This is a genomic window from Paenibacillus sp. FSL R7-0210, assembly GCF_038009085.1.
Taxonomy (GTDB): domain Bacteria; phylum Bacillota; class Bacilli; order Paenibacillales; family Paenibacillaceae; genus Paenibacillus_AQ; species Paenibacillus_AQ silagei.
The window spans coordinates 3,681,752-3,694,947 of record NZ_JBBPAR010000001.1 but is presented as its reverse complement, the minus strand read 5'-3'; the positions used below and the strand labels follow the sequence as shown (position 1 = coordinate 3,694,947).

14 protein-coding genes are annotated in these 13,196 nt (G+C 54.6%); 8 read left to right on the top strand and 6 right to left on the bottom strand.

Features of this window, described 5'->3' with window-relative positions; translation table 11 throughout:
• Positions 1-31: 31 nt before the first annotated feature.
• The 7 genes from MKY64_RS15970 (at position 32) to MKY64_RS15940 (ending at position 6,915) form a co-directional block, all read left to right on the top strand.
• On the top strand, positions 32-1,432 hold the full coding sequence (locus MKY64_RS15970; RefSeq protein ID WP_340954197.1) for a CapA family protein: 1,401 nt from the start codon (positions 32-34) through the stop codon (positions 1,430-1,432).
• Between the two features lie 19 nt (positions 1,433-1,451).
• A complete protein-coding gene (locus MKY64_RS15965; RefSeq protein ID WP_340958094.1) occupies positions 1,452-2,183 on the top strand; it encodes a glycerophosphodiester phosphodiesterase in 732 nt (243 codons plus the stop codon).
• Between the two features lie 60 nt (positions 2,184-2,243).
• Entirely contained in the window at positions 2,244-2,867 is a 624-nt protein-coding gene (locus MKY64_RS15960; RefSeq protein ID WP_339255344.1) for a fumarylacetoacetate hydrolase family protein, read from the top strand.
• Between the two features lie 25 nt (positions 2,868-2,892).
• Positions 2,893-3,705 carry a DUF92 domain-containing protein gene (locus MKY64_RS15955; RefSeq protein ID WP_340958093.1) on the top strand — a complete coding sequence of 271 codons (813 nt, stop codon included), beginning with the start codon at positions 2,893-2,895 and terminating at the stop codon, positions 3,703-3,705.
• A 76-nt stretch (positions 3,706-3,781) separates the two neighbouring features.
• Positions 3,782-4,393, top strand: a complete 612-nt coding sequence (locus MKY64_RS15950; RefSeq protein ID WP_339255346.1) for a TetR/AcrR family transcriptional regulator — start codon at positions 3,782-3,784, stop codon at positions 4,391-4,393.
• Between the two features lie 52 nt (positions 4,394-4,445).
• Positions 4,446-6,395, top strand: a complete 1,950-nt coding sequence (locus tag MKY64_RS15945; RefSeq protein WP_340954192.1) for an ABC-F family ATP-binding cassette domain-containing protein — start codon at positions 4,446-4,448, stop codon at positions 6,393-6,395.
• A 31-nt stretch (positions 6,396-6,426) separates the two neighbouring features.
• On the top strand, positions 6,427-6,915 hold the full coding sequence (locus MKY64_RS15940) for a tetratricopeptide repeat protein (RefSeq protein WP_340954190.1): 489 nt from the start codon (positions 6,427-6,429) through the stop codon (positions 6,913-6,915).
• A 402-nt stretch (positions 6,916-7,317) separates the two neighbouring features.
• Here the strand turns inward: MKY64_RS15940 and MKY64_RS15935 are convergent, their stop codons facing one another.
• From MKY64_RS15935 to MKY64_RS15915, 5 genes are all read right to left on the bottom strand, one after another.
• On the bottom strand, positions 7,318-8,361 hold the full coding sequence (locus MKY64_RS15935; protein WP_036725236.1) for a M42 family metallopeptidase: 1,044 nt from the start codon (positions 8,359-8,361) through the stop codon (positions 7,318-7,320).
• A gap of 27 nt (positions 8,362-8,388) precedes the next feature.
• A complete protein-coding gene (locus MKY64_RS15930) occupies positions 8,389-8,712 on the bottom strand; it encodes a LapA family protein (RefSeq protein WP_036725233.1) in 324 nt (107 codons plus the stop codon).
• A gap of 85 nt (positions 8,713-8,797) precedes the next feature.
• Positions 8,798-10,588, bottom strand: a complete 1,791-nt coding sequence (pepF, locus tag MKY64_RS15925; protein WP_036725485.1) for an oligoendopeptidase F — start codon at positions 10,586-10,588, stop codon at positions 8,798-8,800.
• A 206-nt stretch (positions 10,589-10,794) separates the two neighbouring features.
• Positions 10,795-10,965, bottom strand: a complete 171-nt coding sequence (locus tag MKY64_RS15920) for a hypothetical protein (protein ID WP_209874284.1) — start codon at positions 10,963-10,965, stop codon at positions 10,795-10,797.
• 6 nt (positions 10,966-10,971) lie between these two features.
• On the bottom strand, positions 10,972-11,205 hold the full coding sequence (locus MKY64_RS15915) for a hypothetical protein (RefSeq protein WP_036702226.1): 234 nt from the start codon (positions 11,203-11,205) through the stop codon (positions 10,972-10,974).
• 172 nt (positions 11,206-11,377) lie between these two features.
• On the opposite strand from MKY64_RS15915, the gene MKY64_RS15910 reads away from it, so the two are divergent.
• Positions 11,378-11,575 carry a cold shock domain-containing protein gene (locus tag MKY64_RS15910; RefSeq protein WP_036725228.1) on the top strand — a complete coding sequence of 66 codons (198 nt, stop codon included), beginning with the start codon at positions 11,378-11,380 and terminating at the stop codon, positions 11,573-11,575.
• Positions 11,576-11,932: 357 nt separating this feature from the next.
• Here MKY64_RS15910 and MKY64_RS15905 read toward each other — a convergent pair whose 3' ends face one another.
• Positions 11,933-13,171 carry an MFS transporter gene (locus MKY64_RS15905; protein ID WP_340954183.1) on the bottom strand — a complete coding sequence of 413 codons (1,239 nt, stop codon included), beginning with the start codon at positions 13,169-13,171 and terminating at the stop codon, positions 11,933-11,935.
• Positions 13,172-13,196: the final 25 nt, after the last annotated feature.

Here is a 13,196-nt window from a genome sequence, read left to right as displayed (position 1 = left end):
ACTTTAAGGGTAAAGGAGATTACTTGGACTCATGTATCCGCCGAGATCAGGCAATAGACAAGGCAAGAGACAACATAGCAGGCGACGGCGCAGAAGGGTCTGGGCGTGGGTCAATGTGGCGCTGCTGCTGATGATTACCGCAGCGCTCGCTTATTCATTCATGGATGACAAGGACCCGCAGGGCTCTGCTGCTCCGCCAGCGGCGCTTGTCACCTCCCCTTCACCAGAAGCTGATGCAACGGCGGCCGTCCCTACAGAAGCCGTACCTACAGCGGCAGAGACTGGGACGGAGGCTACAGCCACTGCTGAGCCTGCTCCGGAGGAGACACCGGAGGCTTCTCCAGTGCCTGCGGCGACCACGGAAGCTTCGGCTACGCCTGCACCGTCACCAACGGATCAGGCAACCCCTACGGATGCACCGCAGGCCACAACGGGAAGCAGCAGTGGGCTGGTCGCAGGCTTGCCGGAGAATACCTCCGGCGGGACGGTGAAGCTGAGCTTTGCCGGAGATATCATCTTCAGTGGAAAAGCAGGCGCGCTGCTGGAGCAGAAGGGCTACGATTATTCCTACAGCGCGCTGGATGGAATGTTCAAGAAGGATGACCTCACGGTAGTCAATCTGGAAACGCCGATTACTACACGCGGGGTTGGGGCCAAGAACAAGCAGTTTGTGTTCAAGGGCCCGCCGAAAGCACTGGACGCGCTCAAAGCCGCCGGTGTGGATGCCGTCAATCTGGCTAACAACCACACACTGGATCAGGGGGAGGAAGGTCTGCTGGACACCCTGAAGCATTTGGGTGAGCGCGGAATCCCTCATGTGGGGGCAGGGCGGAATAGCCAGGAGGCCTATTCGGCGCAGTATTTTGAACGTAATGGAATTAAGATTGCCCTGCTGGGCTTCACCCGGGTGATGCCGGTGATTGAATGGAAGGCGGAAGCGGGCAAGCCTGGCCTTGCCTCCGTGTATGACAGTGCGGAAGCGCTCAAGGCGATTGCCGCAGCCAAGCAAAAGGCCGATGTTATCGTTGTCGTCGTCCATTGGGGACGGGAGCGGATGGAGCAGTATGACAAGACCCAGCAGGCGCTTGGGCATAGCTTCATTGATGCCGGAGCCGATCTAGTGATGGGCGGCCATCCTCATGTGCTGCAGGGAATTGAGCCGTACAAAGGCAAATGGATTGCCTACAGCACAGGCAACTTTATTTTCACACGCGGCTCCATCCCGGCGACTTGGGAGACGGCGGTATTCCAGGCGGAATGCAGCAAGCAGGGGCAATGCGCTCTTAAGCTGAAGCCGATGGATGCCGAGCTGGCGCAGCCTGTGCCGATGAATGAAGCCGACGGGCAGCTGCTGCTGCACAGAATACAATCTATTTCTTCCGGCCTGATCAAGGTCCGCAATGACGGTACCGTAACCCAAGCGGTGAAATAGCCGGAGGTGCGTATCAATGATGAACAATATGTGTGTAGCCCACCGTGGTTTTTCCGGTAAAGCCCCTGAGAACACATTGGCTGCCGTGCGGATGGCGATTGCGCTGCCATTTGTACGCTGGATGGAGATTGATGTGCAGCTGACGAAGGACGGGGTGCCTGTGGTCATCCATGATTATTCCCTGGACCGCACGACTAATGGACACGGCAAGGTGAAAAATATGGATTATGAACACATGCGGCGGCTGGATGCCGGTAGCTGGAAAGGGCGTGCTTTTCGCGGAGAGCGGGTGCCTTCCCTGGAGGAGGTGCTCGCTCTGGCGTCAGGCCGGCTGCGGCTGAATATTGAACTGAAGACGGTGGGCGACATGTATCCCGGTCTTGCGCAGGCGGTCATTGATCTGGTAAATGCCAGGGGAATGCGTGAGGAAGTGGTGCTGACCTCGTTCGATGCCGGCGTATTGCGGCGGATCAAGGAGCTGGACGCGCGGTTCCATACAGGGCTGATCTATGACTCCAGATCCGGTAATCCTGCGGGTAAGCTTGATGAGCTGGGCTGCTCCTTCTTATCCATCAGCTATGACCGGCTTAGCCCGGTTCTGGCCAGATCCCTGATTGAACGCGGGGTGCAGGTGATGGCCTGGACCTTGAACAAGGGCAAGGAAATGCGCCGCCTGTCGGAGATTCATTCCGATATTATGATCTGTACGAACCGTCCGGATATTTGGGGCGAACTCTTTTTGAAGGCCTAATAAAGATTGCAGCATTGCAGTATGAATTCCAATTCATAGAGGAAGAGAGCTGACGGAACAATGAGCAGTGCGATCAATAATGTATACTGTGTAGGACGCAACTATCAATTACATGCGGAGGAGCTGGGCAACAAGGTGCCTGCCGAGCCGCTGATCTTCCTGAAGCCGTCTCATGCTGCCGTGGCCCTGGATAAAGCGATCATCCATCTGCCCAAGGACGCCGGATTGATTCATTACGAGGGGGAGCTGGTGCTGCGCATTGCACGTGATTACGTGCCGGGGATGAGCGTGCAGGAGCTGGTGGATGTCATGGCGCTGGGCCTCGACTTCACGCTCCGTGATGTGCATAATGATCTGCAGCGCAAGGGTCTGCCGTGGACGGCTGCCAAGGGCTTCAAGAACGCAGCTCCGCTGACCCCGTACATGGCATTGCCTGAGGAAGAGGAACTGGAGGCCACCGACTTCACCGTCCGTAAGAACGGAATTGAGGTTCAGCGCGGGAACGTGAAGAACATGATTTTCTCCCTGCAAAAAATCGTTGAATTCATTGCCGCACGCTACGGGCTGGGCAAAGACGATATTATCTTCACCGGAACTCCCGCCGGGGTAGGTCCTGTAGTGGCGGGCGATTCGTTCGAGCTGTTCTGGGGCGATACCCTCATGGGCACCTGCCTGATCGGTTAAGGCGATGCTCTCAGGACTTGAAGTGCTGCAATGGCTGATCGGGGCCTGCGGTGCGCTGCTGGTTGCCGGGGCCGCTTACTGGAAGCAGTCGCTTAGCTTCTCAGGAATGGTGGCGGCAGTGGTTATGGGGACGATCTATTTCGGCGCGGGGAATCTGTTCTGGTTCGGTATCCTGCTCCTGTTCTTCATCTCCTCAACCCTGCTGTCGAAGCTGCATCATGAGAATAAGGCAGAGCTGGAGGCCACGTATGACAAAACCGGACGCCGCGACGCGGGCCAGGTCTTCGCCAACGGCGGACTCGGGATGCTGGCCGTTCTGCTGAACGCGGTCTATCCGCTGGAGCTCTGGGGCTTCCTGTTCATCGGGGTGATGGCTACTGTGACCTCGGATACATGGGCGACAGAGATCGGCACGCTGGCCCGGAAGCCTCCCCGGTCGGTGCTGACCGGGAAAGTGCTCCAGGCAGGCACCTCCGGCGGCGTATCCCTGCCCGGGACGCTGGCTGCTGCGGCGGGAGGAGCGCTCATCGGCGCGGCCTCCTGGCTGCTGCGGGCGGCCTCCGGCATGACGCCGCATGCCTTCTGGCTGCTGGTGCTGGCCGGACTACTGGGCGGGCTTGCGGGAGCTTTTGCCGACTCGGTTCTGGGTGCTACCGTGCAACGGATGAACCGCTGCACGGTCTGCGGCCGCGAGGTCGAGGCCTCCAAGCACTGCGGGAAGCCTACGGTATACGCCAGGGGCTGGCGCTGGATGGACAATGATACTGTAAATGCTGTAAGTTCTATAATAGGCGGTGCTGTAGCGCTGCTGGTCAGTTATATCAGTTACATAGGATAAGGACGGACCTGAGGATTAAGCCGGCCGTTGCGTTATCCGGTAACATACAGGATTCTATGGGTTGGGAGGTGAACCGTTGAGCAGTGCATCCGTAGACAAACATGCAGCTATTCTGGATGCCGCTTATGAGCTTTTCGGTTCAGGCGGCTTTTATGAGACCAAGATGTCGGAAGTGGCCGAACGTGCAGGCATTGCCAAGGGTACGGTCTATTTATATTTTAAAAGCAAAGAGGAGCTCTTCATGGCGGTTACCCGCCGCGATTGTGAAGGCTTCCTTGAGCAGCTTGAGGGTAAGCTGAGGACCTGCTCCGCAATGACAGACAAGCTCTCCGTGATTGCAGAGCATCATCTGTTCTATTACTATGAGCGCAAGCAGCATACGAAGCTGTTCTTCCGTGCGCCTAACAATAACCCTGAGCTGGTGGCGTATATGGCACAGTTCATGGAAGCCTATATGCAGGCTGTGGTGAAGGTGCTGCTGGAAGGCGGGGCTACCGAGCCGGAGCTGATGGCACAGTCGTACATCGGGATTCTGGACCGTCTGAAGATGGATATCCTGTTCGACCCTGAGTTTGCCGAGGCGGATGCCGATAAGAGGGCGAAGTTTGCGGCCAGGCTCTTTATCAATGGGGCACTAGGCAGCCTGGATTCGGCGCTGGGCGACTTCCCTGCTGAAGCTGAATCTTAAGAGAGTACAGCTAAGTTCCGGTTTCAAAATATAAGGCAAGCGAGGACAACTGATGAATATTATGACGGTGGAACACCTCTCCAAGAGCTACGGGGAGAAAAACTTGTTCCGTGATGCCTCCTTTGGCATGGACGACAGGGATAAGATAGGCGTAATTGGCGTCAACGGCACGGGAAAATCAACCTTTCTGAAGATTATCGCCGGGCTCGATACAGCAGATGAAGGGCAGATTAGCATCGGCAATGATGTGCGGGTGCAGTTTCTGGCCCAGAATCCGCCTTATGAGCCTGGAAATACGGTCCTGCAGCAGGTATTTGCCGGAGAGGACCCGGAGCTTGCGACGATGCGGGAATACATGGAGGTGATGTCTCTTCTGGAGCAGAATCCGGGAGACTCAGGGCTGGAGAGCAGGCTTGTCCGGATTGGTCAGGCCATCGACGCCGCCGGCACCTGGCAGCTGGAGAGTGAGGCCAAGACGGTTCTCACGAAGCTGGGGATTACCCGGTTCGATGCCCGGATGGAGAGCCTGTCGGGCGGACAGCGCAAGCGCGTAGCGCTGGCGGCGGCACTGATTACACCGTCGGAGCTGTTGATTCTGGATGAGCCTACCAACCATATTGATACGGATTCCGTAGCCTGGCTGGAGCAGTATCTGCAGAAGCGGCGCGGGGCGCTACTGATGGTAACGCATGACCGTTATTTCCTGGAACGGGTAGCCAGTGTAATGCTTGAGCTGGACGGCGGGAATCTGTACCGGTATGAAGCGAACTATTCGCGGTTCCTGGAGCTGAAGGCAGACCGTGAAGAACGGGAGGCTTCGGCCGAGCAGAAGCGCAAGAATCTGCTGCGCACCGAGCTGGCTTGGATTCGCCGCGGGGCTAAGGCCCGCTCCACGAAGCAGAAGGCGCGGATCGACCGCTTCGAGAAGCTCAAGGATAGCACGGGAGGCGCATCGGCGTCATCTATGGATATCTCTGTAGCCTCCACCAGACTGGGCCGCAAAATCATTGAGATTCAGGATCTCACCAAATCGCTGGATGGCCGGACCTTAATCAAGGATCTGAATTATATTGCTGTGCCGCAGGACCGCGTGGGGATTGTCGGCAAGAACGGCAGCGGCAAGTCCACGCTGCTTAACCTGATTGCCGGTAAGCTTACCCCGGACAGCGGTGAGGTGCAGCTCGGAACAACCGTGAAGCTGGGCTATTTCACCCAGGAGCATCAGGACATGGATCTCAGCCTGCGGGCGATCGAGTATGTGAAGGAAGAAGCCGAGATCATCAAGACCGCAGACGGCAGTGTCATCACCGCCGGGCAAATGCTGGAGCGCTTCCTGTTCCCGCCCGCGATGCAGTGGACGCCAATCTCCAAGCTGTCCGGCGGCGAGAAAAGACGTCTCTACCTGCTGCGCGTCCTCATGGGAGCCCCGAACGTGCTGCTGCTCGATGAGCCGACGAATGATCTGGACATCGGTACACTCGCTGTGCTGGAGGATTACCTCGATGAATTCCCCGGCGTAGTCTTCACCGTATCGCATGACCGCTACTTCCTGGACCGTACCGTGGATAAGCTGATTGCCTTCGAGGATGGGGGCATCCGCCTGCATGTCGGCGACTATAGCGAATATGAAGAGTGGCTGGCGAAGAACGTCCCATCCGGCAGCGAGAACGCCGGCAAGGCAGACGGCGGCTCCGGCCGCAGTGCCAGCGGGGCTGGTGCCGCTGCTGAGCAGGGCGGGAATGCTCAGGCCGGGTCAGCGCCGCGCGAGAAGCTGAAATTCACCTTCAAGGAGCAGCGCGAGTATGAGGGGATCGACGAGGCCATTGAACAGGCAGAACAGCATCTGACAGACATCTCGGCCCAGATGGAAGCGGCCTTCGCCGACTCCGGCAGGCTGCAGGAGCTGGTGGAGAAGCAGCGGCAGGCCGAGGCAGAGCTGGAGCGTCTGATGGAACGCTGGACGTATCTGAATGAATTGGCGGAGAAGATCGCGGGTAAATAACACCGCGGTGCAGAAGGAGGGGACAGTGGCTGTGACTCATACGATAGAAGCTGCTGTGCAGCTCCGGTCCTCTGGCCGGGCAGAAGAAGCAAGGACCATGCTGCTAGAGCTACTGTCAGCAGACGGGAGCAATGCCGAGCTGCATTATCAGCTGGCATGGACGCATGATGTGCTGGGCTTGGAGCGTGAGGCGGTGTCCTATTACGAGCAGAGTCTTGCCCTGGGGCTTCCAGATGCGGAGCAGAAGGCAGGCGCGATGCTGGGCCTGGGCAGTACCTACCGGACGCTCGGGCAGTATGCGGAGTCCCGTGTGGTGCTGGAGCAGGGAGCGCTTGAATTCCCGCAGCGTGCGGAATTTAAGGCTTTTCTGGCCATGACGCTGCATAATCTCGGTGCTCACACCGAGGCCATGGAACTGCTGCTTACCTTGCTTGCGGATACATCCGCCGATCCTGGTATCCGGGATTACCGTAAGGCCATTAAGTACTATGCGGACAAGCTGGAGCAGGTATGGCCTTAACCGGGGGATGCAACATCTCACGCGTGAACACAGCCCTAATCCTCAAAGTCAGAGGGTATGCGGAAATCCTGCCCAAAATGCAACATCTCTCTCGTTATCTCAGCTCTAATCCGCAAATGTTGCCCAAAATGCAGGATTATTCCTCACCGGAGCCGGTGGGCAGGGGAATTGTTGCAATTTGTGCAGGAATCCCTGCAAATATTCAATTATGGGCGGGCCAGGTTGCAATAGTTGCAACATTTCGGCCGTGTAAAGTAATATTTGTCTAATTACTATATCACCAAGGTTAACTAAAAAGGCAGCACCAGCTATTGAAATGAGCTGGTGCTGCCTTTTGTACTTGTTTACTAATATCCAGGTCGTGTTGCTATAGAAAGTGACCCGCCGTGGCGAGCAGCCCGATCAGTTCGCCCCAACATAAGCCGCCAGCAGCTTAGCCGTATTAAGCACAGCCTGTTTGTGGGTACGCTCCATGGAGTGCGAGGCGTGTACGCCCGGTCCGATCAGTGCGGCCCGGATGTTATTTCCGCCGCGCAGTGCAGCAGAGGCGTCGGAGCCGTATTGCGGATAGATATCCACCGCGAATGGAATAGCCAGACCGTTCGCCAGCTCGATCATTCGGCTGGTCATGGCATAGTCATACGGGCCGGAGGAGTCCTTGGCACAGATGGAGACATCCGTCTCTTTGCAGCTGAGGTCATCGCCCATCGCGCCCATGTCCACAGCGATCATCTCATTGATCTCCCCTGGAATCCAGGCAGCGCCGTGACCTACCTCTTCATAGTTGGAGATGAGCAGGGACAGGTTATGCAGCGGCTTCCAGCCTTCGCGCCGGATGCTCTCCAGCAGCCCGAATAAGGCGGCTACACTGGCTTTGTCGTCCAGATGGCGGGATTTGATATATCCGCTGGGGGTAAGCACCGCCCTTGCATCGAACGAAATGAAGTCACCTACCGAAATCCCCAGCTTCAGCACATCATCCTTGGTGGAGACCAGCTCATCAATCCGGATTTCCATGTTCTCTTCCGCGCGCTTGAAATCACGGGCATCGGCATACACATGCACAGAAGGATGACTGGTCAGGATCGTACCGGTATAAGTTAAGCCGCTGCGGGTATGGATGATGCAATATTCATTCTCAATGCTGTTCATGCTGAATCCGCCTACAGAGGTTAAACGGAGGGTACCGTTAGACTTAATAGAGCGGACCATGGCACCGAGCGTATCCACATGGGCGCTGATGCCGATCGTGCGCGAAGGATCAAGTCCGGGTACGGTGAGCATCGCGCCGCCTTTTTCATTCCAGGTGAGCGGAATATTGAGCGCCGCCGCTTCTTCAGCCACGAGTGCCATCACCTGGGCGGTGAAGCCGCTGGGGCTTGGGGTGTCGAGCAGTTTTTTGAGCAGATTCAGAATATATTCTTCATTGGGCTGGATGGTAAGCAAGGATAGTTCCTCCTATTCGTCTATGGGTTACAGCCGGGATGATCCTTCTGGCGTAAAGGGGTCACTCTCAGCAGGGATAGGTTCCATGTTGATACTATTAGCGTCACGCAGCTTGGCAAGCTCGGCATTCAGGCTCTTAATCTGCTTCTGCAGCTTATACTGGCGGAAAATTCCGTACGAACCGACCACAACACCGCCGATCAGCGCACAGCCAAGAATAACGAGGATAAGCGGAATGCTGACAAAGTCAAACCCGAAATTAACGGGCACCGTATCCACATTCATTACTGCGAAAACTGCAGTCAGCAGAGCGAAAAATAAACCTAATATAAGTGACCATTGAAATTTCATATAGCTTCCTCCTCAGGATGATCTGACAATACAAATCCCCTGCCATCAAAGGGCAAGGGATTACTGTAATACTAAGCCTTCTGTCTTACTTGGTCAACTGCTCCATCTGTTCGATCACGCTCTCGAATACGCTCATGGCTTCGCGGATCGGTTCAGGAGACGACATATCAACCCCGGCTTTGCTCAGGATGTTAATGGAATAATCGCTGCCGCCGCTCTTCAGGAAGCCGAGGTAACGGTCAACCGCCGGTTTGCCTTCCTCCAGAATCTGTTTGGCGAAGCTCGTCGCCGCCGAGAAGCCGGTAGCATATTTATAGACGTAGAAGCTGTTATAGAAATGCGGAATCCGTGCCCATTCCATCTCAATATCCTGATCAATCACCATATCCTTGCCGTAATACTTGACATTCAGGTCATAGTAGATAGCCGAGAGATCCTGCGGTGTGAGCGACTCGCCTTCTTCAGCACGCTGGTGAATGATTTTTTCGAATTCAGCGAACATCGTCTGCCGGAATACCGTCGTGCGGAACTGGTCGGCATAATAGGTGAGCAGGTACATTTTTTCCTTCGGATCTGTGGATTTGTTCAGCAGGTAATCCATCAGCAGCGCCTCATTGGTAGTAGAAGCAACCTCCGCCAGGAAAATAGTGTACTGCGCGTCCCGGTATTTCAGCGCTGTGTCCGAATAGTAGGAGTGCAGGGCGTGACCCATCTCATGTGCCAGTGTGAACATGCTGTTCAGATTGTCATTATGGTTCAGCAGCACAAAAGGATGGGTGCCGTAAGCTCCCCAGCTGTATGCGCCGGAGCGTTTGTTCTCGTTCTCGTAGACATCGATCCAGCCTTTGTCATAGCCTTCCTGCAGAACACTCAGGTAGTCCTCGCCAAGCGGCTTCAGGCCTTCCTTGGTAATCTTCTTGGCCTCGTCAAACGTAATATCCAGCTTATATTCGTCCACCAGCGGAGCGAACAAGTCATACATATGTAGCTCATCTACCCCAAGCAGCTTTTGGCGCAGCTTCATATAACGGTGCATCAGCGGCAGACTCTCGTGAATCGTATCGATCAGATTCGTGTAGACTTCCTTCGGAATATTGTCGCCGTACAAGGACATTTCCAGTACGGAAGGATATTTGCGCACACGGGAGTAGAAGACATTCTTATTCACATTCGCGCTCAGCGTGGCAGCAATCGTGTTCTTTTGCTTGCCGTAAGTTTCATAGACCGCTTTGAAGGCGTTCTTGCGTACCTCACGGTCCGGGCTTTCGAGGAATTGAATATAGCTTCCGTGGGTCAGCTCAACTTCCTTGCCTTCTTCGTTCTTAATCTTAGGGAACTTCAGATCCGCATTATTCAGCATGCTGAATACAGTTTGCGGGGCCTGGGCGATCGTGCTGACCTGAGCCAGCAGCGCTTCTTCCGCCTTGGACAGGACATGGGCCTTCTCACGCTTCATTTCAGTCAAGGTGAAGGTGTAGTCGGAGAGCGAAGGGTCAGCGATGAACTGGTCCAGTGTCGCGTCAGGCAGGGCCAGAATCTCAGGTGTGACAAAAGAAAGAGCTTCACCCGCTTCAACGCCAAGCTTCTTGGCCTTGGAGGAGAGAGCCTGGTACTTCGGAGCCGCTGTATCCTCGTCCTGGCGCATATGCGCATAGACATAGAGGCGTTCAGTCAGCAGGGACAGCTTATCGTCCAGCTCGAAGCACTTCTTCAGGGCATCCGGAGAATCCAGCTTCCCCTGGAAGGAGGCAGCGCTTGTAATCAGCGCCTTCACTTCCTTATATTCGGCATCCCATTGCTCCTCTGAAGCAAACATATCTTCAAGCTTCCAGCGGTTCTCGGCGGGCACTTCACTTCTCTTAGGTAATTGTTCCATAGAAATCCTCCTCGGTAGATGGGATGCGGCTGGGCTGCTCTCCGCCTGCGGGAGCGCTGAGGACAGATTTCCCTGCAGCAGGCTGAGCGCAAGCAGGAGCGGGAGTGATTTGGCGGTAACGGACATGACGGCAGCCTCCTGATTCTCAAAGTCTGCTTAGTATGCCCTGCCAATTCATGTTTATTAAATCTTGCTTACAGATGAAGTTATGTGAGCAGGCTATAAATAATGAAGACAAAAGCCAGCGCAATCATAATGACTGCGGTCAATGCCATCCCGCGCTTCAAGCGCGGGGGCATTTTGTCCTTGCTCATAATCAGTACGGCACCCAGGCACAGGACGACAATGACATAAATGACAAGACTCTCATTATCCATGCCGGACTATACCTGTTTGAAGGCTGCGATGATATTCTTGTACTCTTCTTCATTATCCTTGTAGGATTCTTTATTGAAGCGGTTGTTCACCCACTGCATCATAGCCGGACGGCTCATGAAGGTATGCGTTTCTTCTCCCCATTGGTCGGAGATTTCACGAAGGATAATATAACGTCCCTGAACCTCCACCGTCATCATGTTCCACTTGTCTGTTTTGTATATTTCATGTTTTTTGATCATTATCATTACCACCCTGGCGATTTTTGGCTTTTGGGTCAATGATAACGCACCGGAGAAGGGAAAAGCAAATTAAATCATGAAATCAGGGAAAAGATGGATTGCTTTACAAGTATAGAAAGAGTATAATGTAAGCATACGCCATATATGGCGGTATTTTTAGGAGGTTGTTCATTTGAAAGGTACAGTAAAATGGTTTAACGCAGAAAAAGGTTATGGTTTCCTTCAAGTTGAAGGCGGCGAAGATGTATTCGTTCACTTCTCAGCGATTCAAGGCGACGGATTCAAGACTTTGGACGAAGGCCAAGCGGTAGAATTCGATGTTACTGACGGTAACCGTGGTCCACAGGCAGCGAACGTAGTTAAATTATAAAATACGGCCAAGGCAGAGCTTCTGTCAGCCGCAATATATATATTTGATCTAGCACGCACTGGCATAAGTAGCATCAGGCAGCTTGAGCAGCACAGTTCCTTCGGGGGCTGTGTTTTTTTATTGGTTAGGAAATTATGATTTACGTCCGATGTGGATAAGTTACGCATCAAGTTAATAGGAATGACTTCGCTGATTTCAGCGAACAGCAGGATATGGTCGAAAAACCGACCATATTCGGTGCGGAAGAGGCGAGTGGGCGGGATATGGTCGGAAAACCGACCACAATGGGGATGCCGGAGCATTTTGTTATGCTGCGGCGTGCCTGGTGGTGCTATATCCTTCCCCGCCCATAATCAGTCAGAGCGGGGTCTTGTTCCTTAGCGGGCGGTCCGTGCCGCCCCCGAGGTCCATCAGATGCTTGGACAGGAAGCCGATGAAGGCCAGAACCGAGAAGCCGGTAGCAACCAGATAGAATACAATCCGGCCGGCATCCTGGTAGATCAGTCCGCCGAAGGTGCCGCTGAGCAGACCTGCGCCGCTGGACCATACGACGGTGAAGAGTGCCATTCCGGTTGCCCGCAGGTGATCAGGGATGATCCGTGTGATGTAGCGGACCGCAGTTACATAATAAATGCCGAACGAAATGCTATGCATGGCCTGAATGGCAACCACGGTACCCGGCTCCCGGGCCAGCGACATGAACAGAAAGCGCAGCGTGAACATCAGGCTGGCAAAAGCAAGCAGCGGCAGCTCCTTGAACTTGTCGCCATATCTGCTGAGCAGGAAGAAGATGGGGATCTCACTGAGCGCTGAAGCCAGCAGCGCCCAGCCGACAACTTCATCTCCTGCATTCATGCCCTTGAGGCTGATCGTCAGGAAGGCCTCGTTCATCCGGTAGCCGATGGCGAGCAGGAATACAGAACCGAAGAACCACAGCACTTCCTTTTGCAGGAGAATCTCGCGGAGTCCGGCGCCCTTCAGCGTTCTGTCCGTAGACTCCTTGTCTACAGAGAGCGGAGCCGCCTCGGTTCGCTTCACATCCTTCAGCCCAATCGTAATCAGCAGCGCGGTTACGACAATCACAATACAAATCGCTACGCTGTACTGAGGTCCCAGCGTTCTGAGTACATAGCCGATTGTAAGGGCGAAGAAGGAGTATCCGAGCGAGCCGAATACACGGATGGCAATGAAATTCCGCCCGTGACGCTGGGCAATTTTAATTGCCATCGTATCTGCCAGTGGAAAGACAGGGTAATAGAAGAAATAGAAAAAGGATAAAATAAGCATGACACTCGAGAAATCGGTGGCTCTGGCCAGAATAATGGCGGTGATCAGCTGACCTCCAAGCAGGAGAGCCATAATCTTACGGACGGTACCCAGCCGGTCGCTCATCATACTCCAGAACAGATTAGAGAGAATCGAGATCAACGGGCCTACCGAGTAGAGCAGACCCATTTGCGGACTGCTGAAGCCTAAGTGGGCATAAAATAACGGGAAATAAGAAACAACCAGCACACTGGTGCCGTACAGCGTAAACATAAAGGATCGCAGCCAGTTTTGATCACTGTATTGGCCGCCGCTCCGCCTCGCATTCATGATTGTGCACTCCTTCGGGATATAG

Excerpts from the sequence above, each read along its gene's own strand:
- pepF (WP_036725485.1), bottom strand. The coding sequence starts at position 10,588 with ATGGAACAATTACCTAAGAGAAGTGAAGTGCCCGCCGAGAACCGCTGG.
- MKY64_RS15905 (WP_340954183.1), bottom strand. The coding sequence starts at position 13,171 with ATGAATGCGAGGCGGAGCGGCGGCCAATACAGTGATCAAAACTGGCTG.
- MKY64_RS15970 (WP_340954197.1), top strand. The coding sequence starts at position 32 with ATGTATCCGCCGAGATCAGGCAATAGACAAGGCAAGAGACAACATAGC.
- MKY64_RS15915 (WP_036702226.1), bottom strand. The coding sequence starts at position 11,205 with ATGATCAAAAAACATGAAATATACAAAACAGACAAGTGGAACATGATG.
- MKY64_RS15945 (WP_340954192.1), top strand. The coding sequence starts at position 4,446 with ATGAATATTATGACGGTGGAACACCTCTCCAAGAGCTACGGGGAGAAA.
- MKY64_RS15960 (WP_339255344.1), top strand. The coding sequence starts at position 2,244 with ATGAGCAGTGCGATCAATAATGTATACTGTGTAGGACGCAACTATCAA.
- MKY64_RS15965 (WP_340958094.1), top strand. The coding sequence starts at position 1,452 with ATGAACAATATGTGTGTAGCCCACCGTGGTTTTTCCGGTAAAGCCCCT.
- MKY64_RS15920 (WP_209874284.1), bottom strand. The coding sequence starts at position 10,965 with ATGGATAATGAGAGTCTTGTCATTTATGTCATTGTCGTCCTGTGCCTG.
- MKY64_RS15930 (WP_036725233.1), bottom strand. The coding sequence starts at position 8,712 with ATGAAATTTCAATGGTCACTTATATTAGGTTTATTTTTCGCTCTGCTG.